The sequence below is a fragment of the Amycolatopsis sp. cmx-8-4 genome, from assembly GCF_046548675.1.
In the GTDB taxonomy this organism is placed as follows: domain Bacteria; phylum Actinomycetota; class Actinomycetes; order Mycobacteriales; family Pseudonocardiaceae; genus Amycolatopsis.
The window spans coordinates 1-26288 of sequence record NZ_JAEBDZ010000027.1 but is presented as its reverse complement, the minus strand read 5'-3'; the positions used below and the strand labels follow the sequence as shown (position 1 = coordinate 26288).

The 26288-nt window shown below is 73.0% G+C and carries 21 protein-coding genes and 1 pseudogene; 7 read left to right on the top strand and 15 right to left on the bottom strand.

The features are described from left to right. Nucleotides 1-29: 29 nt before the first annotated feature. On the top strand, nucleotides 30-1358 hold the full coding sequence (locus ACLJQZ_RS38465; protein WP_410625397.1) for a diaminopimelate decarboxylase: 1329 nt from the start codon (nucleotides 30-32) through the stop codon (nucleotides 1356-1358). 40 nt (nucleotides 1359-1398) lie between these two features. Further along, nucleotides 1399-2898, top strand: coding sequence for an ArnT family glycosyltransferase (locus tag ACLJQZ_RS38460; RefSeq protein ID WP_410625395.1), 1500 nt, complete (start codon nucleotides 1399-1401; stop codon nucleotides 2896-2898). Between the two features lie 89 nt (nucleotides 2899-2987). Here ACLJQZ_RS38460 and ACLJQZ_RS38455 read toward each other — a convergent pair whose 3' ends face one another. Then, the gene (locus ACLJQZ_RS38455; RefSeq protein WP_410625393.1) at nucleotides 2988-5339 is read right to left on the bottom strand and encodes an alpha-L-fucosidase; all 2352 of its coding nucleotides are present in this window, start codon (nucleotides 5337-5339) and stop codon (nucleotides 2988-2990) included. A 217-nt stretch (nucleotides 5340-5556) separates the two neighbouring features. Between ACLJQZ_RS38455 and ACLJQZ_RS38450 the strand changes: the two genes are divergently transcribed. Then, nucleotides 5557-5820, top strand: a complete 264-nt coding sequence (locus tag ACLJQZ_RS38450) for a hypothetical protein (protein ID WP_247052192.1) — start codon at nucleotides 5557-5559, stop codon at nucleotides 5818-5820. 607 nt (nucleotides 5821-6427) lie between these two features. Further along, nucleotides 6428-7648: an SGNH/GDSL hydrolase family protein gene (locus ACLJQZ_RS38445; protein ID WP_410625392.1), complete on the top strand. Its 1221-nt coding sequence runs from the start codon at nucleotides 6428-6430 to the stop codon at nucleotides 7646-7648. Here the strand turns inward: ACLJQZ_RS38445 and ACLJQZ_RS38440 are convergent. The 9 genes and pseudogenes from ACLJQZ_RS38440 to ACLJQZ_RS38400 all read right to left on the bottom strand — a co-directional run bounded on the left by ACLJQZ_RS38440 (nucleotide 7606) and on the right by ACLJQZ_RS38400 (nucleotide 15287). Continuing rightward, nucleotides 7606-8923: pseudogene (locus ACLJQZ_RS38440) on the bottom strand (MFS transporter). The gene ACLJQZ_RS38445 and the pseudogene ACLJQZ_RS38440 overlap by 43 nt on opposite strands. Further along, a complete protein-coding gene (locus ACLJQZ_RS38435) occupies nucleotides 8920-9471 on the bottom strand; it encodes a GNAT family N-acetyltransferase (protein ID WP_410625390.1) in 552 nt (183 codons plus the stop codon). The pseudogene ACLJQZ_RS38440 and the gene ACLJQZ_RS38435 overlap by 4 nt, the downstream one beginning before the upstream one ends. A gap of 73 nt (nucleotides 9472-9544) precedes the next feature. Next, nucleotides 9545-9802 carry a hypothetical protein gene (locus ACLJQZ_RS38430; RefSeq protein WP_410625542.1) on the bottom strand — a complete coding sequence of 86 codons (258 nt, stop codon included), beginning with the start codon at nucleotides 9800-9802 and terminating at the stop codon, nucleotides 9545-9547. A 35-nt stretch (nucleotides 9803-9837) separates the two neighbouring features. Beyond that, entirely contained in the window at nucleotides 9838-10416 is a 579-nt protein-coding gene (locus tag ACLJQZ_RS38425; RefSeq protein WP_410625388.1) for a YbaB/EbfC family nucleoid-associated protein, read from the bottom strand. Further along, a complete protein-coding gene (locus tag ACLJQZ_RS38420; RefSeq protein WP_410625386.1) occupies nucleotides 10413-10757 on the bottom strand; it encodes a type VII secretion target in 345 nt (114 codons plus the stop codon). Before ACLJQZ_RS38420 ends, ACLJQZ_RS38425 begins: the two co-directional genes overlap by 4 nt. 4 nt (nucleotides 10758-10761) lie before the next feature. Continuing rightward, nucleotides 10762-12840 (bottom strand): hypothetical protein, encoded by a 2079-nt coding sequence (locus ACLJQZ_RS38415; RefSeq protein ID WP_410625384.1) that lies wholly within the window; start codon nucleotides 12838-12840, stop codon nucleotides 10762-10764. Between the two features lie 8 nt (nucleotides 12841-12848). After that, the gene (locus ACLJQZ_RS38410; RefSeq protein WP_410625382.1) at nucleotides 12849-13319 is read right to left on the bottom strand and encodes a hypothetical protein; all 471 of its coding nucleotides are present in this window, start codon (nucleotides 13317-13319) and stop codon (nucleotides 12849-12851) included. Between the two features lie 19 nt (nucleotides 13320-13338). Beyond that, nucleotides 13339-14181: an ESX secretion-associated protein EspG gene (locus tag ACLJQZ_RS38405; protein WP_410625380.1), complete on the bottom strand. Its 843-nt coding sequence runs from the start codon at nucleotides 14179-14181 to the stop codon at nucleotides 13339-13341. 182 nt (nucleotides 14182-14363) lie between these two features. Continuing rightward, a complete protein-coding gene (locus ACLJQZ_RS38400) occupies nucleotides 14364-15287 on the bottom strand; it encodes a ketopantoate reductase family protein (RefSeq protein ID WP_410625378.1) in 924 nt (307 codons plus the stop codon). A gap of 369 nt (nucleotides 15288-15656) precedes the next feature. Here ACLJQZ_RS38400 and ACLJQZ_RS38395 point away from each other — a divergent pair, with 369 nt between their 5' ends. Further along, nucleotides 15657-16568, top strand: coding sequence for a hypothetical protein (locus ACLJQZ_RS38395; protein ID WP_410625376.1), 912 nt, complete (start codon nucleotides 15657-15659; stop codon nucleotides 16566-16568). Here the strand turns inward: ACLJQZ_RS38395 and ACLJQZ_RS38390 are convergent. The 5 genes from ACLJQZ_RS38390 to ACLJQZ_RS38370 form a co-directional block, all read right to left on the bottom strand. Next, nucleotides 16525-17247: a flavin reductase family protein gene (locus ACLJQZ_RS38390; RefSeq protein WP_410625374.1), complete on the bottom strand. Its 723-nt coding sequence runs from the start codon at nucleotides 17245-17247 to the stop codon at nucleotides 16525-16527. The two genes, ACLJQZ_RS38395 and ACLJQZ_RS38390, sit on opposite strands and share 44 nt — an antisense overlap. Nucleotides 17248-17365: 118 nt before the next feature. After that, nucleotides 17366-18184, bottom strand: a complete 819-nt coding sequence (locus ACLJQZ_RS38385) for an FAD binding domain-containing protein (protein WP_410625373.1) — start codon at nucleotides 18182-18184, stop codon at nucleotides 17366-17368. Beyond that, entirely contained in the window at nucleotides 18181-18651 is a 471-nt protein-coding gene (locus ACLJQZ_RS38380) for a (2Fe-2S)-binding protein (RefSeq protein WP_410625371.1), read from the bottom strand. The genes ACLJQZ_RS38385 and ACLJQZ_RS38380 overlap by 4 nt, the downstream gene beginning before the upstream one ends. Next, on the bottom strand, nucleotides 18648-20912 hold the full coding sequence (locus tag ACLJQZ_RS38375) for a xanthine dehydrogenase family protein molybdopterin-binding subunit (RefSeq protein WP_410625369.1): 2265 nt from the start codon (nucleotides 20910-20912) through the stop codon (nucleotides 18648-18650). Before ACLJQZ_RS38375 ends, ACLJQZ_RS38380 begins: the two co-directional genes overlap by 4 nt. A 66-nt stretch (nucleotides 20913-20978) precedes the next feature. Further along, complete coding sequence (locus ACLJQZ_RS38370) at nucleotides 20979-21740, bottom strand: sulfite exporter TauE/SafE family protein (RefSeq protein ID WP_410625367.1); 762 nt, start codon at nucleotides 21738-21740, stop codon at nucleotides 20979-20981. Nucleotides 21741-21953: 213 nt separating this feature from the next. On the opposite strand from ACLJQZ_RS38370, the gene ACLJQZ_RS38365 reads away from it, so the two are divergent. Both ACLJQZ_RS38365 and ACLJQZ_RS38360 read left to right on the top strand, forming a co-directional pair. Further along, entirely contained in the window at nucleotides 21954-25103 is a 3150-nt protein-coding gene (locus ACLJQZ_RS38365) for a discoidin domain-containing protein (protein WP_410625366.1), read from the top strand. Between the two features lie 65 nt (nucleotides 25104-25168). Continuing rightward, nucleotides 25169-26288, top strand: a 1120-nt coding sequence (locus ACLJQZ_RS38360; RefSeq protein ID WP_410625364.1) for a LacI family DNA-binding transcriptional regulator, incomplete at its 3' end; no start/stop codon positions are given.

Sequence of the window (26288 nt, the reverse complement as noted above, 5' to 3'; positions counted from 1 at the left end):
GCACGGCCGTGCGCTGCTGTCCTTGGAGCATGACCACGACCAGCGCCTCCCCGGCCCGCACCGACCGCAGGCTGCTCGCCCTCACCGCCGCGGCGGACCGGCGGCTCGTCGACCCGATGGCCGGGTTCGTCGACCTCGCCGGCCTCCGCGCGGCCGTCGAGGAGCTGACCGAGGCCTTCGCCCCGCTCGGGCACGTCCAGCACACCGTCGCCGCCAAGGCGTGCGGCCTCGCGCCGCTGCTGCGGTTCCTCGGCGACCTCGGGATCGACGCCGAGGTCGCCAGCCCCGGCGAGACGGCGGTCGCCGAGGCCGCCGGGCTCCGCGGGCCGCGGCTGGTGCTCGACTCCCCCGCCAAGACCGTCGGCGAGCTCGCCCACGCCCTGGCCGAGGGCACCGCGATCAACGCCGACAACTTCCAGGAGCTGGCCCGGCTCGACCGGCTCGTCGGCTCGGCGCCGCCCCGCTCGGTGCTCGGGTTGCGGATCAACCCGCAGGTCGGGGCCGGCCGGATCGGTGACACGAGCACCGCGACGGCGGCGTCGAAGTTCGGCATCCCGTTGCGGGACCACGGGTATCGCGCGCTGCTGCTCGAGGCGTTCGCGCACCGGCCGTGGCTGAGCCGGCTGCACGTCCACGTCGGGTCGCAGGGCTGCCCGCCCGGGCTGATGGCCGACGGCGTCGCCGCGGTGCACGCGCTCGCCGAGGAGATCAACGCCGAAGCCGGGTACCGGCAGGTCACCAGCATCGACCTCGGCGGCGGCCTGCCGGTGAACTTCGACTCCGACGAGCCCGGACCGACCTATGCCGACTACGTCGAGACGCTGCTCGCGCGGGTCCCGGCGCTCGGCGACGGGCGCTACACCTACGTCACCGAGTTCGGCCGGTCCCTGCTGGCGAAGAACGGGTTCCTCGTCAGCGCCGTCGAGTACACGAAGGTCGCGGGCGGGCGCCACATCGCCGTGACGCACGCGGGGGCCCAGGTGGCCGCGCGCACGGTGCTGCAGCCGGAACACTGGCCGCTACGGCTCAGCGCGTACGACGCCGCGGGCGTGCCGAAGACCGGCCCCGACGTGCCGCAGGACGTCGCCGGGCCGCTGTGCTTCGCCGGCGACCTGCTCGCCCGGGAACGGCCACTGCCGCTGCTGGAGCCCGGCGACCTCGTCGTCGCCCACGACACCGGCGCGTACTACTTCGGCGCGCACTACGCGTACAACACCCTGCCGCGCCCGGCCGTCCACGGCTTCGACATCGACGTGGCCGGCGAAGTCCGGTTCACCCCGATCCGCCGGGCGCAGTCCCTCGACGAGCTGGTCGCGGACGCGGGCGGCGAATACGTCGGAGCGCTCCCGATCGGGTGATCAAAAGCGTACGATCCTCGGACGCCGAGGGGAGACTGCCATGGGGGCCGGTCGCGAATCCGGGTCATTGCCACGTTTTGCCGCGTTGCCGGTCGGTCTCGTCGTCGCTGTCCAGGCCGTGGTGCTGACGCTGCTGTCCGGCCGCTACGGCTTCCACCGCGACGAGCTGTACTTCCTCGCCGCCGGAAAGCGGCCGGCCTGGGGGTACGTCGACCAGCCACCGATCACGCCGTGGCTCGCGCGGGCGTCGACGGCGTTGTTCGGCGAGACCCCGATGGGCCTGCGGGTCGCCGCGACCCTGCTGGGCATGGCGACGGTGGTGGTCGTCGTGCTGATCGCCCGCGAGTTCGGCGGCGGCCGCGGTGTGCAGGTGTTCACCGCGGTGGCGACGGCGCTCTCGACGTACGTGCTGGTCGTGTCGCACATGCTCGCGACGAACTCGGCCGACGTGCTGCTGTGGTCGCTGATCGCGTTCACCGGCCTGCGGCTGCTGCGCACCGGCGACGGCCGCTGGTGGCTCGCCGTCGGCGCCGCGGCCGGGCTCGGCATGATGAACAAGTGGCTGGTGCTGCTCCTGCTGTCCGGGCTCGGCATCGGCGTGGCCGTCGCCGGGCCGCGCCGGGTCTTCCGGACGTGGTGGCTCGCGGCGGGCATCGGCGTCGCCGCCGTGCTCACCGCGCCGGTGGTGCTCTGGCAGGCGTCGCACGGCTGGCCGATGCTCACCGTCGCGGGCGGGATCAGCGACGACGACGGCGGCGAGAACCGCGTGCTGTTCGTGCCGATGCAGCTGGTCTACCTGTCGCCGGTGCTGGTGCCGGTGTGGATCGCCGGGCTCGTCCGGCCGTGGCGTGACGCCGGCGTGCGCTGGGCCCGCGCGCTCGCGATCGCCTACCCCGTGGTCTGCGTCGAACTCCTGGCGCTGGGCGGGAAGCCGTACTACTCGGTGCCGTTGCTGCTGCCGCTGGTGGCGCTCGGAGCCGAGCCCGCGCTGCGGTGGCCGGCGCGGACCGGGACGGTCCTGCGGGCGTCGATCGGCGTGGTGACGGCGGTGTGCGTGGTCGTGTCCGTCCTCATCGGACTCCCGGTGGTGCCGGCCACGGCCCTGAACGGCGTGCTGCTGGCGGTGAACAAGGAGCCCGGCGAGCAGGTCGGCTGGCCGGAGTTCGCCGACACGGTCGCGACGGCGTGGGCTGAGGTCCCCGACAAGGACACCGCCGTCATCCTCGCCGACAACTACGGCGAGGCCGGGGCGCTCGAGTACTACGGGCCCGAGCGCGGGCTGCCGCAGCCGTACTCACCGCACATGTCCTACGCCGACTGGGGACCGCCGCCGGACCGGCTCGTCGGGCCGGTGCTGGTCATCGGCCGGATCGAGCGCGGCTCCCCCGCGTCGCGGCTGATCACCGGCTGCCACGCCGTGGCGACGCACCACAACGCCGAAGGCGTCGACAACGACGAGGACGGCGTCACGATCTCGCTGTGCGACACGCTGACCCGGCCGTGGTCGGCGGCGTGGCCACAACTGCGGCGCTTTTACTGATTTGCCGGTGGCTCGCGCTGCTCGCGGAAGCTCCGCCGTGAGGGGCACCCTCAGGGCTCTGACGTCCCTGAGGGTGCCCCTCACGACAGTCAGCTCCAGGCGATCTTGAACACCCAGGCGAAGCGGCCCGCCTGCCGGGCCGCAGCCGGGACGTCGATCACCAAGGCGCCGTTTTCGACGCTCCAGTGCAGGTTTCCGCGGTAGCCCAGCAGCGTCACGCGGTCCCCGGAACGGATCGGGACCGGCGCGTCGACCACCAGCCTGCTGCCCGGCGCGGCGAGCGAGTGCACGTAGAACGCCTCGTTCTGCTTGACCGTGAACCGCAGGTCACCGAGCTGGGCCATCCGCGACCAGTACGTCGTGCCGTAGATCGCCTCGCCGTTGACCTTCAGCCACGCGCCCGCGTCGCGCAGGTGCTGCTGCATGACGGCCGGGATGGTGCCGTCGAAGTCCGGGCCGATGTCGAGCAGGAAGTTGCCGTTCTTCGACACGATGTCGACGAGCGTGCGGACGACCTCCTCGGCGGTCATGTACTTGTCGTCCGGGGTCGCGCGGTTGTAGCCGTAGGAGAACGGGTCGAGGCCGCGGCTCGCCTCCCACTTCGCCACCACCGTGTTCGGGTACGTCGTGTACTCCGGCGTGGTGAAGTCGTGGTCCGGGATGCCGCCGCGGTCGTTGTAGGTGACGTCCTTGGGGTGGCGGCGGTTCTTCGCGCGGTTGAAGTACTCCGTGAGCACGTCCCGGCTGTCGTTGTCGCCGCCGATGTCGAACCACAGCACGTCCGGGTCGAACTCGCGGATCAGCTCCAGCACCTGCGGCGCCTGGTAGTCCCGGACGAAGTCCTTGCCGGCGGTGTACCCGGTGTAGGGCAGCGGCGCGCCGGTGTACGGGTTGCGCGGCGCGTGGCCCATCCACGGGTTGTCGGGGTTGAACCATTCCGGCAGCGAGAAGTACAGGCCGTTGCGCAGTTGCGGGGTGTACTTGCGCGAGGCCGCGAACAGCTCGGCGATGACATTGCGCTTCGGGCCGAGCTTGACCGAGTTGCGGTCGCTGACCTTGGTGTCCCACAACGCGAAGCCGTCATGGTGCTTGGACGTCAGGACGTAGTACTCGGCGCCCGCGTCCGCGATCAGCTTCAGCCAGGCGCGCGGGTCGAACTTCTTCGCCGTGAACATCGGGATGAAGTCGTCGTAGACGAAGTTCTCACCGTACTTCTGGGCGTGGTAGGCGTACGTGGCGCCGCTGGGGTCCTGCTGGTTCTGCCAATACCACTCCGCGTACTGCTGCCCGACCGGCGCCCACGCGGGCACGGCGTAGACGCCCCAGTGGATGAAGATGCCGAACTTGCTGTCGTCGAACCAGTACGGCGCGCGGTGCGTCGAGAGCGACGCGTCGGTGGGCCGGAAGTCCGGGACGCCGAGGGTGATCGGCACCTGCTGGGTGGCGAGCGTGCCGCGCCCGTCCGTCACGCGGAGCTGGCCGTTCGTGGTGGTGCCGGGCGGGACGGACGCGTTCGGCGCCAGGCCGAGCCGCACGGTCGCCTGCTCCCCCGGCGCGAGCGCGCGGATCGTCGCCGGGACCGTGGTGCGGCCGCCGGGGACGTCGAGGGTCACCGTGACGCGGTCGCGGGCCCCGAGCCAGACGGTGCCGGCGTTCACCACGGTCGCCTCGGCGGCCTGCGGACCGCCGTCGGTCAGCAGGTTCGCCGTCGACCGGCCGTCCAGCACCAGCGCGGACCGGCCGACGGCGACGGGCTGCAGGGTGAGCGCGAAGACGTGCAGGCTGGAGACGTTCGGCGCGGGTGCCGCGGTCGTCGGCAGGGTCAAGGCGACGGCGTCACGGGCCGGGTCGACCCAGACCTGGCCGGTGGCCAGGGAAACCGGGTTGGCGTCGACGACGCCGCCCGGCGCGTAGCGGAACGACGAGACCAGCGCGCCGCTGCCGGTGTACCAGTCCGGGCCGGAGAGCGAGCCGACGCTGGTGCTGCCGTCGGCGTAGTGCACGGTCGCCGTGCCGCCCGTGGTGCCGTAGCTGGCGGCGACCAGGAAGTACGCGACGAAGTAACGGCCTTTCGGCAGGTCGAGCTTCTGGCCGGTGGCGACGACGTTGTTCTTCGCCCCGGCGGCCGCGGAGCCGAGCAGGAACGGGACGCCGCCGACGGTCGCCGTCCGCCCGACCGGCAGCTGCTCGGCCGGGAAGGTGTAGCCGGACCCGTCGAAGTCGCCGCCGGTGGCGGCCGCGCTGTCGATGCCGTCGTTGGAGAACCAGGCGTCGAGTGCGACCGGCACGGGCGGCGGGGGCGGGACGATCGGGGTGTCGGGTGTGTCGCCGGCGGCGTCCGCGGCTACGGCGGCACCGGCGGGCGTCAGGCCGGCCGCACTCAGCGCCACGGCGGCGCCGGCGGCCATGCCGAGGGCTTGACGGCGAGGGAAGGTCGTCACTGAACCTCCAGGGATCGGATGAGTACGGGCAGACTGGCCCCCCAGTGGGTCAATCTGTGATTGATGGAGCTGATTCATCCGATGACTGACCCTGCTCGTCCGGGTTCGCCGTGTCAAGAGGGGCGATCAAAGTGAACCGGGCTCACATCCGGCGCGTGGTTCTCAGTGACGAGCTGCAGCACTCGCACCAGACCCAGCCGGACCGAGAGGCCAGACCATGTCCACCCACCCGAGCGCGCTGAGCCGCCGCGCGATCGCCATGCTCAAGGCGGTCGGCGAAGGCCGTGCCGAACTCCGCTGCAGCTGCGAACCCGACCTCCGCGTCGACGGATTGTCGTGCTGCGACCAGAACGCCGCCCACGACCTCGCCCGCGCCGGCTTGATCCGCGCCGCGGTCCTGGCGGCGCCCGGCCAGTGGACGCCCGCCGAACTGACCGACGCCGGGCACCGCGCACTGGACGTGGTCCCCGCCGCCGCTTGAGCCTCCCGTTCGAAAGCCGTGAATGGCACATCGAGGGACTTGACGTCCCTCGATGTGCCATTCACGGCTTTCGGGGGTCACTCGCGGTGATGAGAATCCCGGCACGCGCGACCCCCGACGAGCCGACCCGTCCGCCGGAACGGCCAACTCACCGCCCGGAGCAGCCAACACAACGCCCGGAGTGGCCAACACGCCCGGGGCTTCGGCGTGTTGGCCCTTGCGGGCAGCGTGTTGGCCGCTCCGGCGCGCGCGTTGGCTGCTCCGGGCGGTGGGTTGGCGCTCGCGGGCGAGAAATCCGGCGGCCCGGGTGAACCGGGCCGGGGCAGCGGCCGTGCTTGGGAGTGAGGGCGTTCTCGCACACGCCCTCCGGGGTTGCCCCGACGCAACGATCCGGGCCAGCCTCCGCTTCGGATCGGGACCGGGGCACTCCGGCGAGCGGCCGTCGCGGCAACGGCCACCTCGCGCGGGCCCGCCCGGCATCCCCAGAATCCCGGGCGGGTCCGCCCAGGGGGAAACAGCAACTTGCCGTTACTGTCCGGGATCTTGTCCGGTTCGCTCACCTGATCAGCGGTCGCTGGTTCGAGTGACAGACGCGACCGTGTGGGGCATGCGACGCTTCCTGGCCGTGGGCACGGCCGTCCTGGCGGGGTTGGCCATCCTCACGACGTCCGGTGGTGCGAACCCGGAAAGCGCTGTCCCGGCCCTCGCGCAGCAGTCCGTCGGCGGCTGGGCCGGCACCTGGGCCGCGGCTCCCGCGTCCGGTGTGCCGAACACCCCGGACGGCTACCCGGGTTACTCGATCCGCAACGTCGTGCACACCAGCGTCGGCGGCGGGCGGGCCCGGATCCACCTGTCGAACGCCTTCGGCACCACCGCCGTCACCTTCGGGCACGTCACCGTCGCGGTCGAGGCGACCGGCGCCGACGCCGTCCCCGGCACGCTGCGGTCGCTGACGTTCGGCGGTGCGCCCAGCGTCGTCGTCCCGAACGGTGCCGAGGTGCTGAGCGACCCGGTCGGCCTGCGGGTCCCAGCGGACGCCAACCTGCTCGTGACGACCTACGTGCCGACGAAGTCCGGGCCGGTGACCTACCACCCGGCCGCGGCGCAGACGTCGTACTTCACCCGCGCCGGCGACTTCACCGCCAGCGAGTCGGGCGCGCCCTACACCGAGCAGACGTCCGTGTGGCACTACGTGTCCGGCGTCGACGTCCAGGGCGGCGCCGAAGCCACCGTGGTGACGCTCGGCGACTCGATCACCGACGGCGTCGGCTCCACCACCGGGGCCAACCACCGCTGGCCGGACTACCTGGCCGACCGGCTGCACGGCCGCTTCGGCGTGCAGAACGCCGGCATCAGCGCCAACCGGCTGCTGCTCGACGTCCCGGGCAGCGGCGCGGGCCAGAACGCGCTCTCCCGGTTCGACCGCGACGTGCTCGGCGTCGGCGGCGTGCGGACGCTGATCGTGCTGGAAGGCATCAACGACATCCAGCAGGACCCGCACCAGACCGACCCGAACGCGATCACCTCGGCCTACCGCCAGCTGGTCGCGCAGGCCCACGCCCGCGGCATCCGGGTCCTCGGTGGCACGCTCACGCCGTTCAAGGGCTGGGCCGTCTACGACGAGACCCTCGAAGCCACCCGCACCGCGGTGAACCGGTTCATCCGCACCAGCAACGTCTTCGACGCCGTGGTCGACTTCGACGCGGCGGTCCGCGACCCGGCCGACCCGCTCCGGATGCTGCCCGCCTACGACTCCGGCGACCACCTCCACCCCGGCGACGCCGGCTACGAGCGGATGGCCGCCGCGGTCCGCCTCGACCGCCTGTGATCACTCACGCGGGATGAAGGCCACCGCCACGAGACTCAGCACGGCGACTCCGACCAGGTAGAGCGACACCGACAACGACGTCCCGGTCGCGGTCTGCAGCGCCGTCGCGATCAACGGCGCGAAACCGCCGCCCAGCACCGCACCCACGGCGTAGGAGAACGACGCGCCGCTGTAGCGGAAACGCGGCTCGAACAGCTCCGCGAACAACGCCGACTGTGGACCGTACGTCGCGCCGAGGCCGATGTTCAGCACCACCACGGCGACGATCAGCCACACCGTCTGGCGGGTGTCGACCAGCAGGAAGAACGGGATCGGCCACACCACGAGCAGTACCGAACCCCAGAGGTACACCGGTTTGCGGCCGACGCGGTCCGACCACGCCGCCGTCACCAGGATGCTCGCCAGCCACGTGACGCTGCCGACGATCACCACCACCAGCAACGTGGTGCGGTCGATCTTCAAGACGGAAGTGCCGTAGGACAACAGGTACGCGAGGAAGATGTAGCCGATCGCGGTGTTGGCGATGAAACTCCCCGACGCCACCAGCAGCGCCCGCGGCCGCTCGCGGAAGACGTCGACCATCGGCCGCCGGCTGCGCGCGGCCGAGTCCCGTAGCCGCGCGAACACCGGGCTCTCCTCGATCCGCAGCCGGATCACCAGCCCGACGCCGACGAGCAAGATGCTCAGCAGGAACGGCACCCGCCAGCCCCACGCCGCGAACTGCGCGTCGGTCAGTGATTTGCCGAGGACGAAGAACACCAGCTGCGCGAGGATCAGCCCGGCCGGGACGCCGATCTGCGAGAACGCGCCGTAGCGGCCCCGCCGGCCCTCCGGCGCGTGCTCGACGGCCATCAACGCCGCGCCGCCCCACTCGCCGCCCGCGCTCAGGCCCTGCAGCAGCCGCAGCACGAGGAGCAGGATCGGGGCCCACACGCCGATCGCGCTGTAGGTCGGGAGCAGGCCGACGCCGACCGTCGCCACGCCCATCAGGAGCAGCGACAGCACGAGCATCGCCTTGCGGCCGGCGCGGTCGCCGAAGTGGCCCCACAGGATCCCGCCGACCGGGCGGGCCAGGAAGCCCACCCCGAGCGTCGCGAACGCGGCCAGCGTGCCGGACGCGGGCGAGAGCGTCGTGAAGAAGAGCTTGCCGAAGACCAGCGCGGTCGCCGTGCTGTAGATGAAGTAGTCGTACCACTCGATCGTGGTCCCGATGGCGCTGGCCACGGCGACCCGCCGCAGCTGCCCGGGCGCGGCGGGCACCGCCTGCGTGCTCACGCGCCGGCCATCGCGGCGACCGGCACCAGATCCTCGGCGAGCAGGTCCATCAGCAGGCCGTCGTGCCAGCTGCCGTCCGGCCCGCGCTCGTAGGAGCGCATCGTGCCGACCGGCCGGAAGCCGAGTGCCTGGTAGAGCTTGATCGCGGACTTGTTGTCCGCGGCCGGGTCGATCACCACGCGGTGGTGCCCGCGCACCGTGAACAGGTGCTCGGCCAGCGCCCGGATGGCGTCCGAGCCGAGGCCGTGGCCCTGGAAGTCCGGGTGCACGGCGATGTCGATCCCGGCGTGCCGGTACTGCGGGTCGGCTTCCTCGAAGGCGAGCTCGACGCCGATCACGGTGTCCGTGCGGTCGTCGAGCTCGATGGCGTAGGTCGTGGTGCCCTCGTCGGGGTCCAGCAGATAGGACACCTGGGCGGCCACCGGCTCCTCGGCGTCGGCCCACCAGCGGGCGACATCGGGATGCGACAGGATCTCCTCGAACCGGGCGGCGTCCGTGACTGCGGCGGGCCGCAGCCGGACACGGCTTCCGGTGATCAGGCCGGTCATCGGCCCAGTGTCGACCCCCGGGCGCCCACTGTCGAGCAACACCGCCCGGCTGGCGGCCGGGGCGGTACCGCCGTCAGTCGTCCATGTCGACGTCGGAACCCTGCCGCGGGCGCTTCGAAGGCCGGGAGTCCTCCGGGGAGTGCACCGGCTTCGAGCCGGACGGGCCCGCCGCCGGCGGCGCGGACGGCCCGGCCTGCGGACCACCCATCGCGACCGAGGCCCAGTCGCCCGACTCGATCGCGGACTTCAGGTCGGCCGCCGACTCCAGCAGCGACACCCCCGAGTAGGCCTTGGTCGAGTCCTTCGTTTCCGCGACCAGCGGGTTCGCCACCGAGTGACCTTCCTCGTGTCCAGGGGCGAATCAGTTCACCACGGGTTGTTGTCCTGCTCGTCCGGGTCGGCGCCCGGCCGGCGGCCCGGCGGCGGCGAGGCCTGCGGGCCCGACGGCGCCGGCGGGATCCCGGTGCCTCCGGCCGCCGGGGCGGGCGGCACGGGCGGCGGGACCGGAGCCGGCGGCGCGGCCGGGTCGTCGGGCTCGTCCGGGTCGGGGAACCGGCCGCGGAGCGAGTCGAGCATGACCGAGCGGGTCTCGCGGTCCTCGTCGCCGAGGTTCTCGGCCATCACGCCGGCCACGCGCTCGGCGATGCCGGACTGCGCGCGGCGCATCGTGGTGAGGATCGCCCGCGACAGCTCTTCGAGGGGGAACGACTTGACCTTGTTCGAGAACGTCAGGTCGGTGACGGTGCCGTCCGCGCCGACGGTGACGCTGACCGCGCCGTCGCCGCTCGTGGCGGTCAGCCGCAGCCGCTCGGTCTCCGCCTGGGCCGCCTGGTAGCGCTCGGCCTTGGCCGCGAACCCGGCCGCCCAGTCGTCCATCCGGCGGATCGTCTCGTCGGGGTCCCGCATCAGGTCCCCGAGCCCGTTCGAGCCGTTCGGGCTCGTCATGAATTCACCTTCGCTTCAGCTTCTCGCGGCGCGGCCGCGAGCTGACGCTCGAACGGCTGCTTGTTGCCTTCTTCACCGTCGCGGTAGGACTGCGCGGCCGTCCGGACGTTGTCCGAAAGGCCCTGCACGCCCTCGACCGACGCCTTGAGCGTGTCCTGCGCCTGCTCACCCGTCGGACGGATGATCGGCGGCAGGAACGCGCACAGCAACCCGTACGCGTGGTCCGACATCGCCGAGTCGGACGCGGAGACCGCCGTGTTCAGCCGGTCCACCAGGCCGTCCACGTGACTCGCGTGCGCGACCAGGTCGTCCGGTTCGACCTCGAAGCCGCCCGCCGTCATGTGCTCACTTCCAATCCTGGTTCTTCCAGTCGCCGATCACCGGCGGCGCCACGACCTGCTCGCCGTCGAAGAAGTTCGGGTCGTCGTTCTCGACGTAGTCGGCCGACTTGTGTTCCTTGTCGTCTTCCTTCTTGCCGCCCTTGGCACCGGCGCCCATGCCGCCCATGCCCGGGGAGCCCGGCGCCCCGGCCTTGCCACCGGCCGCCGCGTTGCGCGCCGCCATCGCCTCGGCCTCGGCGGCCGCACCCGACGCGGCGCCGCCGCTCAGGTTGCCCGCCCCGGTGCCGCGCAGGCCCGCGCCGCCGGCCCCGGCACCGCCGGTGCCCGAGCCGCCGATGCCGCCGAGGGACCCGCCCCCGGCGCCGGAGCCGCCGCCGATGCCACCGAGACCGCCGAGGCGGCTCGCGATGCTCTCGCCGTTGATCCCGCCGCCGCGGCCGATGGTCGGCATCTTGCCGAGCCCGCCGCTACCGCCGGAGCCGCCACCGGGGATGCCGTTGCCGCCGAGCCCGCCGCCCGTGGGCAGGCCGGTGATCGGGTCGATGCCGGGCGGGGTGAAGCCGCCGCCCAGGCCGCCGCCGCGGATGCCACCGCTGCCGCCGCCCGGGATGTCGGGGACGGTGAACGACGGCGGGGTGTACCCGCTGCCGCCGCCGGTGCCGCCGCCACCGCCGATGCCCGACGGGGTGAAGCCGGACGACGTCGTCGAGTCGCCGCCGCCGGGGATCGAGGAGCCGGGGATGCCCGCGCCGCTGAAGCTGCCGCCGCCGGGGGTCTCCGGCATGTCGAAGTTCGGCGGGGTGAAGCTCCCGCCACCGCCGCCCGACCCGCCCGCGCCGCTGCCCGGGATGCCGCTGCCGGAGAAGCCCGAACCGCCGGTGCCGTCGCCCGGGATGCCGCTGCCGGAGAAGCCGGAACCCCCCGAGCCGGAGCCGCCGCCCGGGATGCCCGCGCCGCCGTACCCGCCGCTGCCGCCGGCCCCGCCGCCGATCGGCCGGCCGGTGGCCGGGTCAATGGGCAGGCCGGTGGCCGGGTCGATCGGGAAGCCGGTGGCCGGGTCGATGGCGGGGGCGCCGTTGGCCGAAGCGGCCGGGAGGCGCGCCAGCGACGGGTCGGTGCTGCCGTTCGGGTCCAGCTGCCCGTTGGGGAGCATGCGGCCCGTCAGGCCCTGCGGTGCGCCGCCGGACGACATCGGGGTGCCCATGGTGCGCGCGCTCGCCGTCGCGGTCGGCAGCTTCGGCGGAGCCGGGAACTTCGGCGTCGCGACCGCGCCGGCGATGGTCTGGTCGTACTGGGTCATGATCTGCGCCGCGTGCTCGCGCGCGACCTGCTGCGCCCGGTAGGTCTGGATCGCCTCGCCGGCCGCCGACGCGTACTGCACCGGGTCGGTCATCGACTGCAGCTTCTGGTTGGTGGCCTGCAGGTCGAACTGCACCGGCGGGTTCGCGCCCATCTGCCGCTGCGTCTCGTTGAGCGCCTGGGAGTGGATCTCCTGCTGACGGCCGGCGAGCGTCGCGCCCTGCGCGGTCGCGCCCAGCCACTTGCCGACGCCGGCGAGGTGCTCGCGGACGGCGTCACCGGCGTCGCCCTGCCAGTTGCTCGTGCTCGCGGTGATCGAGTCGGCCAGGTTCTTCTGGTGGGTGCCGAGGTCGTTGCCGACCTGCACCCACTCCTCCGACGTCTCCGCGACGGTCGCCGGGTTGGCGTCCAGCGTGATGGCGTCGTTCATCTGCTCGTGACTGGCGTTGCTCCACAGCATGTGCGGCGGCTCGCCGGTCTCGCGCATGGACAGGCCCTCGTCGAGCCCGTTCTTCGAGTTGTCCAGGTGCTGCTGGTACAGCTCCTGGATCTTCTGGTCGCGCAGTACCGGGTCGACGGCCGGACCGAGCCAGCCGGCCCGGATCTCGTCGTCGATCTGCTGGGTGGCCATCTCGCGGATCTCGTCGCCCGAGGGCGTGTCGTCGGTCTTCAGCGGCCCGACGTAGTACTTCGACGACGAGTCCGCCGTCGGGTCGTACAGCGGGCTGCGCCGGTTGTAGTCCGGGGACGACGGGTCCGACACGGACTCGGCGGTGGGTGCCACGGTCTCCCTCAGCTCTGGTCGGCGGACGGGAGTGCGACGAGCGTGGCCCGTGTCTCCTCTTCCCGCGTCTTGTAGTTCTGCTTCGCCAGCTTGATCGCTTCGATGTAGGTCGGGAACTCCTGCCGCGCGGCCTGCAGCTGGGTGACCAGGCCGTGGTCGTCGGCCGCGGTGTTCACCATGTGGCCGGAGACCCACAGGCCGACCGCGGTCCGGCTGAGCGCCGGCTTGTCGTGCAGGCGCTGCAACGCCGACCAGCGCGCTTCCAGCGACTCGAGCACGCCTTCGAGCGACTCGATCAGCCGGTTGCCGGTGGTGTCGTCGACCGCGAAGCTGCCGGTCTGGGCCAGCCGCTTCAGCTGGGCGCCGGCGAGGCCGACGCGGACCGCGGACATCGCCTGCAGCTGCGGGGTCTCCGCGGCCTGGAACTGCTCGGTCGCTTGGAGCGCGTCGGTGGTCGCCGCCGTCACTTCGTCGGTCATCAGGAGGTTCCTTCCCGGGTCAGTAGACCGCAGCGATCGCGTCGCGGATGGCGCGGGCCAGCTCGGCGCGGCCCGCGGGCACGTACTCGGCCGTCAGCTCGCCGGCGTCGCCGGTCTTGGTGCGCACGAGGTAGCGGCCGTCGGCGGTGTCCAGCCAGCTCAGCGGGTCGCCCGCGAGCCGCTCGCCGCGACGGCTCTGCGCGGTGACGGCGATGTGACCGCCGCCGAGGCGCGGTTCGGCGAGCACGCGCTCCAGCACGGCGACGTCGGACGAGGGCCGGGCCGGCGGGCGGCGGCCCGGCCGCACCACGGCCTTGACCTCGATCATGCCGAAGGCGTCGGTCTCTTCTTCTTCGAACTCCGCGTCGGCGCGCCGCTTGGCCGCCATCGCCGAGACCTCGCGGCCGGCGGCGCGGTGCACGACGTGCCTGCCGGTCGTCGCGGCGGGCGCCGGGGGCAGCACGCCGGTGACGACCTCGACCAGGTCCTCGTCCGCGAAGAGCGAGAACAGCAGCTCGTCGGTGTCCGGGGCCTGGGTGACGCCGAGCGCCTGCGCGCCGTCGGTGACCACGAGGACGGCGACGTCGGCGCCGAGGCCGTCGATCCCGCTCACCGCGACCGACACGCGCGGGCTGGCCAGCAGCTCGAAAGCCGTGCGCACACCCGGGTGCAGCTCACCCGACACCGAAAGACGCCGCTCCTCGAGCGCGTCGTAGACCCGCCGGGCGACGTGGACGAACCGCACCGGATCGGCCGGGAGATACCCGGCCCGCAGTGGGTACCGCCGGACATCGCCACCGGTCGCCTGCCCGACCACCAGGGCTTCGACGACCTCGAGGACGAACTCGAACCTGTCCGCCATTTCCCCTCGCCTGATTCCACTCAGTCAACCGCAAACGCCGGACATCCAAGACGTCAAACCTTCAAGCAAGTTCCCTTACGAAGAGTAGCAGTGCCGCATGATCGGGGTTCGGCACCGCCACCCGGATGCCCGAAAGACCACGATCCCTGTCCTGGGCGGGCAAGGCGCCCACGGTGGCCGTATCACCCGATGCGGTGGTTGTGCACGCGAAGCTGCAGAGTGATGAGATCCAGCAGGGGCACGGAAACGCCCAGCTCACGGGCACGCGCGGTGAGATCGCCGAAGATCTGGTCTCCCTCTACCGAGTGACCGCCGAGAAGGTCTCGATACAGCGAAGAACCACCCGTTCCGGGGTCGGTCACCGTTCGGCGTGTCGCCTCGAGATCCGCGGCGGGCACGGGATATCCGGCGGCTTCGGCGACGGCCGCGGCCTCCGCCACGACCGCCTCGGCGAACTCCGCGCCGCCGGGCACCGCGACGACGTCGCCGGTCGTGCCGCGCATCAGGCTGTTCACCCCGCCGATGGACGCGATGAACACCCACTTCGCCCACATGGCCCCGGTGATCGCGTCGTCGCGGGCCGCCGGGAAGCCCGCGCCGGTCAGCGCCGCGTCCACGTCGGACAATCGCGGCGGGACGGGTTCGACGCGCGGGCCGTAGGTCAGGTTCTGCAGCGGCCCGAGCCGCCGGATGTCGCCGTCGTCGTCCACCGTGGTCACGACTTTCGCGACACCGCCCAGAACCGCCGCGTCGCCGAAGCGCGCGGCGAGGGCGTCGATGTGCGCCATCCCGTTGAGGAACGGCAGAATCAGCGTTCCCGGGCCGACGGCGGGCGCGAAATCGTCGATGGCGCTCCTCAGCGCGGTGGCCTTCACCGCGAGCAGCACGAGGTCGTAGGTTTCGTCCAGGGCCCCGGTTTCCACGAGCGGCGGGTCGAGCACGGTCTCTTCGCCGAGCCCGACGATCCGCAGCCCGCGCTGCCGCAGCAGCTTCGCCCGCCCGGGCCGGACGAGGAACGTCACGTCCCGACCCGCCTGCAGCAGCCGGCCACCGAAGTACCCGCCGGTCGCACCGGCACCCACCACCAGGATCCGCACGTCGTCCACGCCTGCGACGCTACGCCGGGCGGGTACCCGGCCGCCGCCGTCCCGATGGGTGGCGGGCGGTGGGACTCGCCACACCACCGATCCCCCGCGGCCGGGCCGGTCGGTGCGCCTCACGAGTGCGGTGATCCGGCCCGGCGCACCGGTTCCCGCCGCCGGGCAATCCGCTTCGCCACGCGAACCGCCGCTCGACGGCCGGGCCGGCCCCCGCAAACCGCGGTCGCGGACCCGGCCGAACTCGGATTCCGCGGCCGTGACCCGCGGTCACCACGCAACCCGCCGGCGCGGGGCCACAGCGTCCGCACAGCAAGACACAACGAACGGACAGGTGGAATACGCTGCCGGACGGGTACCGCGAGGCGTTGACCAGGCATGGGAAGACCGATCCGGGACCTGGGCCTCACCTCCGCGCTCGCCGCGACCCTGCTCGTGGCGGCCTGCGGGCAGGCGGTCACGCCGGCCGCGCAGAGCACCACGACGGCCCCGGATCCGCCGCAGGACACCGAGGTCGGGCCGCCGGCGCCGAGCACCACCGCGGTCCCCTACCCCGACCTCACCGGCGTCGCCGACGGGGTCGCGGACGCCGTGACCGCCGCCTCGCGCGGCACGGATGTCGGGTTCGTCCTCTTCGACCGGGAGTCCGGAAAGGAGCTGGCCTCGCTGGACCGCGACACGCCGTACTACACGGCTTCGGTGGTGAAGCTGCTGATCGCCATCGACGAGGTGCGCGGCACCGACGGCGGCTGGGCGCTCCCGGACGCCGGCACGGTCGACGACCTGACCGACATGCTCGCCGGCAGCGACGACGCGATCGCGTCGCAGCTCTGGGAACGCAACGGCGGCAACGAGATCGTCACCCGCACCGCGGGCCTGATCGGCCTCACGCACACGACCCCGCCGGCCGACCCGACCCAGTGGGGCATGGCCAGGACGAGCGCCGCCGACGTCGTCGCGACCTACGAGTTCCTCGAGGACACCGTGCCCGACGACGTTGCGCAGCCGCTGCTCACCGCGCTCGGCGACGCCCGCAACCCCGCCGACGACGGCTGGGACCAGTACTTCGGCATCCCGGACGGGCTGCCCGGGACGTCGTGGCAGGTCAAGCAGGGCTGGATGATCCTGCGCGACGCCCTGGTCCTGAACACCACGGGTGTCGTCAACGACCGCTACGTCGTCGTGCTGCTGACCCAGCAGCCGCCGGTCGGCTCGGCGAAGGGCCGCGCCGCCGTGACCGCGGGGATCACGACGCTCGCTCCCCTGCTGAAGCAGCTGAGCGCGACGTGACGTCACGGGCGCGGTCGATGTCCGGGCCGCGGTAGAGCCGTTCCGGGATCCGGGCCAGCGTCGACGGGTGGACCTGCGGGCCGAGGCCGTACAGCTTCTGGAAGCTCATGATCAGCGGCCGCCAGGCGTCCGGGTCGATGCGGTCGTCGCTGCCGGGCAGGCGGATATCGTCGTGCACGAACACGCGCTGCACGCGCACCTCGATCGCGACGATCCCGCCGCGCTGCCGCTCGTCGGCGTCCGCGACCGGGTGCACGGCCTCGACGACCGCCTCCATCGCCACCGGGCATTCGGCGACGCGCGGCGGCGCCACGGTCTCCGACGCCACCGGCGTCAGCCCGGCCCGTTCGAACTTCTCCGCGAGGTGGAAGTAGCCGCGCTGCTGCTTCCCGGGCGGCACGGGGTCCGAGCCGGTGGTCATGGCGAGCCGGTCGACGTGCGCCGCGAGCGCGTCGGAGGGCAGGTTGAGCACGCATTCGCGGGTGCGCAGCAGGTTGTGGGTGGTGTGCGAGCGCGCGCTGAGCCCGAGCATCGCGCGCCAGCCGAGCCAGAACGCCGACGACATCGGGGCGAGGTTGGCCGAACCGTCCTCATTGGTGCTCGAGATCAGCACCACGGGGGTGCCGAAGTAGAGGATTCCGGGCTCGATGGGCGTGTGCGCAAGGGTTTCCGTCTTCACGCCGTCCATCCTCGCGCCCCGCCCGCTGCCCTCGCTGGCGGAAATCGGCCGTCGCGATCACCAGCCGTGAATGGCACATCGAGGGACTCTGAGTCCCTCGATGTGCCATTCACGGACTTCAGGAGCGAGCGGCGGCCTGGGTGAGGGCACGGCGGGTGAGGACGCGCGCCAGGTGGCGGCGGTACTCCGCCGTCGCGTGGGGCTCGTCCGGCGGGTTCGTGTCCTCGGCCGCCAGGGCCGCCGCGTCCTCGATGGACGCGCCGGACGCCAAGGCCGCCTCGGTCGCCGACGCGCGCAGCGGGACCCCGGCCATGTTGACCAGGCCCACCTTGCCGCCGACCACGGCCACGCCGACCATCGCCCAGTCGAGCGCGCGGCGGGTGAACTTCTCGAAACCCCAGCCGAGGCCCGTCTGACGCGGCAGCCGGATCTCCGTCAGCAGCTCGTCCGGCTCCAGCGGCGTCGTGAACGGGCCGAGGAAGAACTCCGACGCCGGGATCCGGCGCTCGCCCGCCGGGCCGCGCGCGACCAGCACGGCGTCCGACGCCAGGATCGCCGCCGGGAGGTCGGCCGCGGAGTCGGCGTGCACCAGGGAACCGCCGAGGGTGCCGCGGTGACGGACCTGGCGGTCGCCCACCTCCCCCGACGCGTGCGCCAGCAGCGGCGCGTGCTCCCGCAGCACCGGGTCCTGCTCCAGGTCGCTGTAGCGCGTCAGGGCGCCGATGACGACGTCGTCGCCGTCCAGCCGGACGTACCGCAGCTCGTCGACCGGCCCGATGTCCACCAGGTACTCCGGCGTGGCCAGCCGCAGCTTCATCAGCGGCAGCAGCGAATGCCCGCCGGCCAGGACCTTGGCGTCGTCGCCGTGCTCGGCCAGCCGGGCCAGCGCCTCGTCCACTGTGGACACGCGCTCGTAGCGGAACTCGGCGGGGATCACCGGTCCACCTCCTGACCCGAAGCGTCCATCACGGAGCTGACGATGTTGTGGTAACCCGTGCAGCGGCACAGGTTCCCTTCGAGCCCGGCGCGCACCTCTTCACGCGTCGGCTTCGGGTTGTCCGCAAGCAGCGACACCGACGCCATGATCATCCCCGGGGTGCAGAACCCGCACTGCAGGCCGTGCTGCTCCCGGAACGCCCGCTGCACCGGGTGCAGCTCACCGCCGGTACCGGACAGTCCCTCGACGGTGGTGACGGCGTGGCCGTCGGCCTGCGCGGCCAGCACCGTGCACGACTTGACCGACTCGCCGTCCAGCAGCACCGTGCAGGCGCCGCACGACGTCGTGTCGCAGCCGATGTTCGTGCCGGTGAACCCGGCCGTGTCGCGCAGGAAGTGCACCAGCAGCGTCCGGTCCGGCACCTCCTCGGCCACCGGCCGTCCGTTGACCTCGATCGAGACCTTCACCGCGGGTTCTCCTTCTGGGCGTCTTCCAATGCGGCCCAGACCCGGATCGGGGTCGTGGGCATGTCCAGGTGCCGGACGCCGCGCGTGGCCAGCGCGTCGACCACGGCGTTGTGCACCGCCGGCGTCGAGCCGATCGTCGCCGCCTCGCCGATCCCCTTGACGCCCAGCAGGTTCCGGTCGGTCGGGGTGGCCATGTCGACGAGCTCGAAGTCCGGCAGCTCGACGGCCGTGATGAACGAGTAGTCCGCCAGCGTCGCGGTGGTCGGGTTGGCGTCCTCGTCGTAGGTGACGACCTCCATGAGCGCCTGCGCGGCGCCCTGGCCGAGCCCGCCGTGGCGCTGGCCGCGGAAGGTCAGCGGGTTGACGATCGGCCCGGCGTCGTCGACGGCGATGATCCGCCGCAGCACGACCTTGCCGGTCTCGGTGTCGACCTCGACGACGGCGAGGTGCGCGCCGAACGGGAACGTCGGCTTGCCGCCGCCGAACCAGACGTCCGCGGTGAGCTTGCCGTCCCCGGCGGTTTCGGCGACCTGCGCCCAGCTGAGCACCGCACTCGACGGCGCGCCGCGGACCTGCCAGACGCCGCGTTCGACGTCCAGCTCGAGGTCGTCGGCCGACGCTTCCAGCAGGTTGGCCGCCAGTTCGCGGGCCTGCGCGATCACCTCGTCGGCCGCCTGCCGGATGGCGGACCCGCCGAGCTGCAGCGAGCGGGAGCCGAACGTGCCGATCGCCTTGGGCACCTCGTCGGTGTCGCCGTGGCGGACCGTGATCTTCTCCAGCGGCACGCCCAGGCGGTCCGACAGCAGCATCGCCAGCGACGTGCCGAGGCCCTGCCCGTGCGGCGAGCTGCCGGTCCAGGCGACGACCGAGCCGTCCGGGTGGATGTCGACGCGGCCGCTCTCGCCGCCCCCGTCACCCCCGGTGATCTCGACGTACGCGGCGATCCCGAGGCCCAGCTCGACCGGGTCGCCGGCCTCGCGCCGCCGCCGCTGCTCGGCGCGGAGCTCGGTGTAACCGCCCGCTTCGAGCACCTTGTCCAGCGCCGTCGCGTACTCGCCCGAGTCGTAGGACGCGCCGGTCGGCGTCTGGTACGGGAACTCTTCGGGCCGGATGAAGTTGACCCGGCGGACCTCGGCCGGGTCCAGCCCGATCTCGGCGGCGAAGACGTCCATCGCCCGCTCGAGCGCGGCCGTCGCCTCCGGGCGGCCCGCGCCGCGGTAGGCGGCGATCGGGGTGGTGTTGGTGACGACGCCGCGGCTGCGCGTCTCGACCGTCGGGAACCGGTAGACGCCGACGGCCATCAGCTCGGTGAGCGTCGGCAGGAACAACGTCCGCGGGTAGGCGCCGGCGTCCTGGACGACGTCGAGGCGGTACGCGAGCACCGTGCCGTCGCGCTTCCCGCCGATGGTGACGGTGTTCTGCTGGGCGCGCCCGTGCGTCATCGACGTCAGGTTCTCGCTGCGCGTCTCGATCCAGCGCACCGCGCGGCCGATCCGCTTGGCGGCCCAGCCGAGGACGGTCGCCTCGGGGTCCGCGCCGATCTTCGCGCCGAACCCGCCGCCGACGTCCGGGGCGATGACCCGCACCGCCTCCTCGCCGACGCCGAGGCCGCCGGCCAGCTGCGACCGGGCGATCTGGGCGTTCTGCGTGGACAGCCACGCGGTGAGCCTGCCGTCCTCGCCCCACACGCACGACGCGCCGCGGACCTCGAGCGGCGCGGGGGCGACGCGCTGGTTGACGATCGTCTGCGTGACGACCGCGTCGCAGCCGTCGAAGAGCGCGTCGTCGAACTCCTCGGCGCCGTGGACCTGCATGACGTTGCTGCCCGTTTCCGGGTACAGCAGCGTTTCCCCGGCCAGCGCGGCGTCGATGCTCGCGACGGCGTCGAGCGGGTCGTAGTCGATGTCGACCAGCTCGGCCGCATCGGCCAGCTGGTAGCGCTCCTCGGTGAGGACGAGCGCGACGGGTTCGCCGACATAACGGACGATTCCGTCGGCCAGCCACGGTTCCTTCACCGGCCCGGCGTCGTGCGGCGCGAGCCCGAGGTCGGCGGCGGTGAACACGCCGAGCACCCCGGGCGCCGCGAGCGCCTCGCTGACATCGATGCCGCCGATCCGCGCGTGCGCGATGGGACTGCGCACGAACACCGCGTGTGCGGCACCGGAAAGCGCTTCCTCCCGCAGATCGTCGACGTAGGTCCCGCCTACGGTGATCAAGTTCTGATCCTCTTGGCGGACCACCCTGGTCCCGACAATGCTCATCTGGTCTCCTGCTCGCCGATACCCGCCCGATCATGCCCTCTCCGGCGGCCCGGCGTCAGCATGGATCTAGGCGAAGGCCTGCCAGCCCAGGACGACCGCCAGCACGAGCCCGGCGACGCCGATCCCGATCCGCAACGGCGTCGCGGGCAGGTGCCGCACGATCGTCGCGCCGAGCCACGCCCCGCCGAGGGAGCCGAGGCAGACGGCGAGCGCCGCCGTCCAGTCGACCTTGCCGGTGACCGCGAACACGAGCGCGGCGAGCAGGTTCGCCGACCCGGTGACCAGGTTCTTCGCCGCGTTGGTCCGGGCCAGCGGCTGGCTCCACACCGACACCAGCAGCGCGAGCATGAGTACGCCCGCGGCGGCGCCGAAGTAGCCGCCGTAGATGCCGATGACGAAGGCGAACGCGCCGGTCACCGGCCTGAGGCCGTGGTGCTCGGCGCCTTCGCCCAGCCGGCGCAGCCGCGGTCCCACCATCAGCACCACCGACGCCCCGCCGATCAGCCACGGCACGATCACGGTGAAGGCGTCGGCCGGCGTCACCAGCAGCACGACGCCGCCGACCGCGCCGCCGATCGTGGTGATGACGCAGAGCGGGAGGATCCGGTCGCGCTGCCCGGCGAGCTCGGGCCGCGCCCCGGCGGCCCCGCCCGCGGTGGTCCCGAGCATGGCGACGGTGTTGGTCACGTTCGCGACGACGGGCGGCAGCCCGGCGGCGAGCAGCGCGGGGTAGGACACGAGCGACGCGAGCCCGGCAGTGGCGCCGGTCAGCCCGGCACCGACCCCGGCGAGCACGAGCAGGAGCAGCACCCCGGGGTCCGTGATCACGTTGTCATCTCAACACGCCCCGGCCCGCGCCCGGCGGTGAGCTTGCTCCCACCGTTCACGTCCGTGAATGGCATTCACGGAGTTCCCAGGTCATCCCCGACCGGGCAGCGCGGGTATAGGTTGTTATACGAATTACCCAGGCCTTGTCCGAAACCGGACGAGATCGGCCGGCGGGGTTGCCCGGGGCGGGCGGGCCGTCCCAGAATCGCCGCGATGACAAGGTTGTCAGAGAGCGGAGGCCGGACCATGGGCGAGCTGAACCGGCGACGGGCCCTGGGCCTGCTGGGTGCGGGCGGTGCGGCGGCGATGCTGGCCTCGGGGCTGCTGCCGGGTGTCGCCGGAGCGGCGGCGGGCGGAGCGCCGAAGAGCGGCCCGCCGGACGCCGTCGCGGCGACCTACCTGCGGGTCCTGCTCCGGCACACGCGCTGGGCCGAGGCGCAGTTCGACAAGACGGCCGGGATCTACCCGGCCACGGACTTCACCTTCGCCGTCGTCCTCGGCAACGCCCTGCTGCTGACCCGCGACGGCTACGACGCCGCCGTCGCCGGGGTCGACCAGGCCACCCTGAAGACGCACACCCTCGACACGATCAGGCACTTCGCCGCGTCGAACCTGCTCACCGGCGGGACCGAGTGGGGCCGGCGGCTGTTCTTCGACACCACCTTCCAGTCGTACTTCCTGCTCGCCTCGCGTCTGCTGTGGACGGACCTGGACGCGGCCACGCGGGCGAACGTCGAGCGCATCACCACCGAACAGGCGGCCTACACCACGGCGCTGGGCACCGAGGACGACCCGGCGTCCGGCAGCTGGACGCCCAACGGCCTGCTCGGCGGCCACGTCGGCGACACCAAGCTCGAAGAGATGGGCGTCTACGCCCAGTCTCTCGCCCCCGCCCTCGCCTGGGCCCCCGGTGACGCCCGCGCCGCCGCCTGGCGGGACGCTTTCGGGTCGTGGAGCCGCAACGAGGGCGGGTTGCCGGCCGCCGACCTGGCCAACCCGCGGCTCGTCGACGGTCACCCGATCAACGCGAACACCGCGACCAACCTCTACGACACGTTCCTCGTCGAGAACCACGGCTCCTTCGGGCCGCACTACCAAGAGGAGCTGTGGCGCACGTCCGGCCGCAACTCGATGCACTTCCTGCTCGCCGGGAAGCCGCTGCCCGAGGTGCTCACCGCGCAGCCGAACGGCGAACTGCTCTGGCGCACCATGCTGCTGATGACCAGCGACGCCGGCGAGCCGCTGATGCCGATGGTCGCCGACCGCGAGCACCTCTACGGCCGCGACGTCATCCCGCTGGCCTTCCGCGCGCAGGTGCTCGGCGACCGGTACGCCGCCCGCGCCGAGGCCGACCTGGCCGCCCGGCTCGAGCCGTACCAGGCCTACGCGCCCGCCGACCGGATCACGAAGTTCTCCGGCGAACCGAAGTACGAGCCGGAGGCGCGGGCCGAGGTCGCCATCAGCTACCTGCTGCACGAGTGGCGCGCCGCGCACGGCGGCCCGGTCGTCCCGGTGAGCGGGACGGAATTCGACGCGCACGCCGCCGGCGTCGCCGACTTCGGCGCCGGGCCGGGGCTGCTCGCCCACCGCTCCCCCGCCGCTTGGGCCGCGACGGTGAGCAAGGCCGGGTTCGTCAAGTTCGCCTGGCAGCCCCACCACGACGACTGGCTGTTCGCACTCGGCGGTGCGACGCCGATGCTGCTGCCCGCGTCGAACCTGGCCGTCCGGGAACGCCACGCCACGACGTGGACGCGCGTCCGGGACGGCTTCGACGGCACCTTCGGCGTGCTGCGCTTCGACACCGGCTACGCCGCGTTCGCCACCCTGCCGACCGGCGCCGCGGTGTACGCGAGCACCGGCATCGGCGGCGGCGAAGGCGCGTTCACCGTCTACAACCTGGCCATGCCCGGCGTTCCCGGGCTCGACGGCGACCGCACCTACACCGCGGCCGAGGGCAAGGTGACGGTGTCCGCCCAGGACGCGCCGGCCGGCGGCCCGCGGACCGACGACCTGAGCTTCACGCCGGTCACCGCCCGGTTCGTCCGCATGCTCGGCGTCCGTCCGGATCCGGCGTACGGCTATTCGCTGTACGCCTTCGAGGTCCACGACGGCACCGGCCCGGACCTGGCCCGCACCGGCACCGCGTCGGCGTCTTCGGCCACCGCGAGCAAAGAGGCGAAATACGCCAACGACGGCAACGCGACCACCCGCTGGGCGGTGTCCACATCGGACCGGCCACGCGCGGACAGCTGGCTCGCGGTCGACCTCGGCGCGGCGAAGGCGTTCGACCGCGTCGTCCTGAGCTGGGAAGCCGCCGCCGGACGCGGCTACCGCATCGAAACGTCCCCCGACGGCTCGGCCTGGACGCCGGTGGCGAGCTTCCCGAAGCCCGCGCTGAGCAGCACCCGCGGCTGGCTCGACGTCGACGGCCGGGCCGGGCTGGTCGTGTCCGGGCCGAACCCGCTCACCGTCGTCGGCACCAGCGTCACGCTCTCGGACGGCCCGGCCGCGCCGCTGCTGGCCGAGCTGTACCCCGGCACCGCGGGCCTGGCGAAGCTGGCCGGACGCGCTCGCGCGAGCACCACCGCGGCCGCCGTCCGCGCGAGCGTCACCGACGGATTCCTCGTGCTGGCCAACCTTTCCGCCGCCGCGGCGACCGGGACGGCGAACCTCCCGCAGGACCGTTCGGCGCTCGAGCTGTACCGCGGCGAGCAGGTCGTCGCCGCCACCGGCACCGCGTTCACCTTCACGCTCGCGGCCGCCGAAGGCCGGATCGAACCACCGCGGTTCACCCTGCGCGGCACGTTCGGCCGCGCGATCCCGACCGGGCTCAAGGCGGTCGTGCGCGATGCCGGCCGGGTCGACCTCACCGCCGCGTCCGGGCTCCCGGTGATGATCACGGTCGAACCGGACGGCGGCCACGCACGGCCCGTGCTGCTGATCCCCGGCCTGACCGTGCCCGTCCTCGTCCCGGAGGTCCGGCCCTACCCCCTGGCCGACCTCGCGCTCGGCGCCGTCACGTTCCCGGCGGAACCCCTGCCCCCGGGCATGTCGAGCCCCGCCGCCGCGGTCGACGACGACCCGGCGACGGCGTGGCGGCCGGGACCGGACGGCCGGCTGGTCGTGGATCTCGGTGCGGTACGGCCGGTTTCCGCGGCCGACCTCGCCTGGACGTCCGGTCGCGTCCCGGCCTGCGCCGTCGAAACCAGCACCGACGGCGTCACCTACACGACCGCCGCGAAGGCGGCCCGGACCCGCACGGCGACCGCCGCCGTCACCGGCCCGGTTCGGTACCTCGCGGTACGCACGCTCGACTGGCGAAGCGGCGACGCGAGCCTCACGCGGTTGTCCGTCCGGACCTGATCGATTTCCTACGGTGCCCGGGGCGAGTACCTTGGCACCACACGAGGCACCCGCCGGGAGGTCGCATGCGCGTCACGATCGCCGAGGTCGCCCGCCGCGCGCGGGTGAGCAAGACGACCGTGTCGAGGGTGCTCAACAACAAGGCCGACGTGGACGCGGCGACCGCCATCCGGGTGCGCGAGGTGATCGCCGCGACCGGCTACATCCCCAGTGCCGGCGCGGTCGGGCTGGCGCGCGGGGTGACCCGCACGGTCGGGATGCTGGTGCCCGGGCTGACCTGGCCGTGGATGGGCGAGGTGCTCCAAGGCGTCGCCGACGTCGTGGAGTCGAAGGGCTACGGCCTGTTGCTGTCCACCGCGAACCGCGGCGCGGACTCGCTGGAGGAGTTCTCGCGGCAGGTGTCGGCGAAGGCGTTCGACGGGCTGCTCCTGGTCGAACCCCCGGACGCGGTGCGGCACCTGCGGGTGCTGCACGACTCCGGGCTCCCGGTCGTGGTGATCGACGATCGCGGCCGGCGGCCTTCGTTCCCTTCGGTGGGCACGAGCAACCGCCAGGGCGGCGTGGACGCGGCCCGTCACCTCCTCGAAACCGGCCGCACCCGGCTCGCCACCGTGACCGGGCCCTGCGACTTCGGCTGCACGAGCGACCGGCTCGACGGTTTCCGCGACACCATCCTCGAAGCCGGCCGGAACCTCGACCTGCGGCTGATCATCGAGGGCGACTTCACCGGTGAAAGCGGGGAAGCCGCGATCCTGCAGCTGCTGGAGACCGGCCCGGAGTTCGACGCGGTCTTCGCGCACAACGACCTCACGGCGGCCGGTGTGCTGAGCGGGCTGCGGAAGGCCGGGCGCGCGGTGCCGGCGGACGTCGCCGTGATCGGCTTCGACGACATCCCCCTCGCGGCGCACACCCAGCCGCCGCTGACGACGGTCCGCCAGCCCCTGCGTGCGATGGGCGAGACGGCGGCCCGGCAGCTGATCGCCCAGCTGGCCGGGGCGCCGTCGCCGAGCGCACCCCTGGTGGTGCCGACAACCCTGGTGATCCGCGAGTCCACGGCCGTGGGGGGGGGGGTGGGGGGGGGGGGGGGGGGGGGGGGGGGGGGGGGGGGGGGGGGGGGGGGGGGGGGGGGGGGGGGGGGGGGGGGGGGGGGGGGGGGGGGGGGGGGGGGGGGGGGGGGGGGGGGGG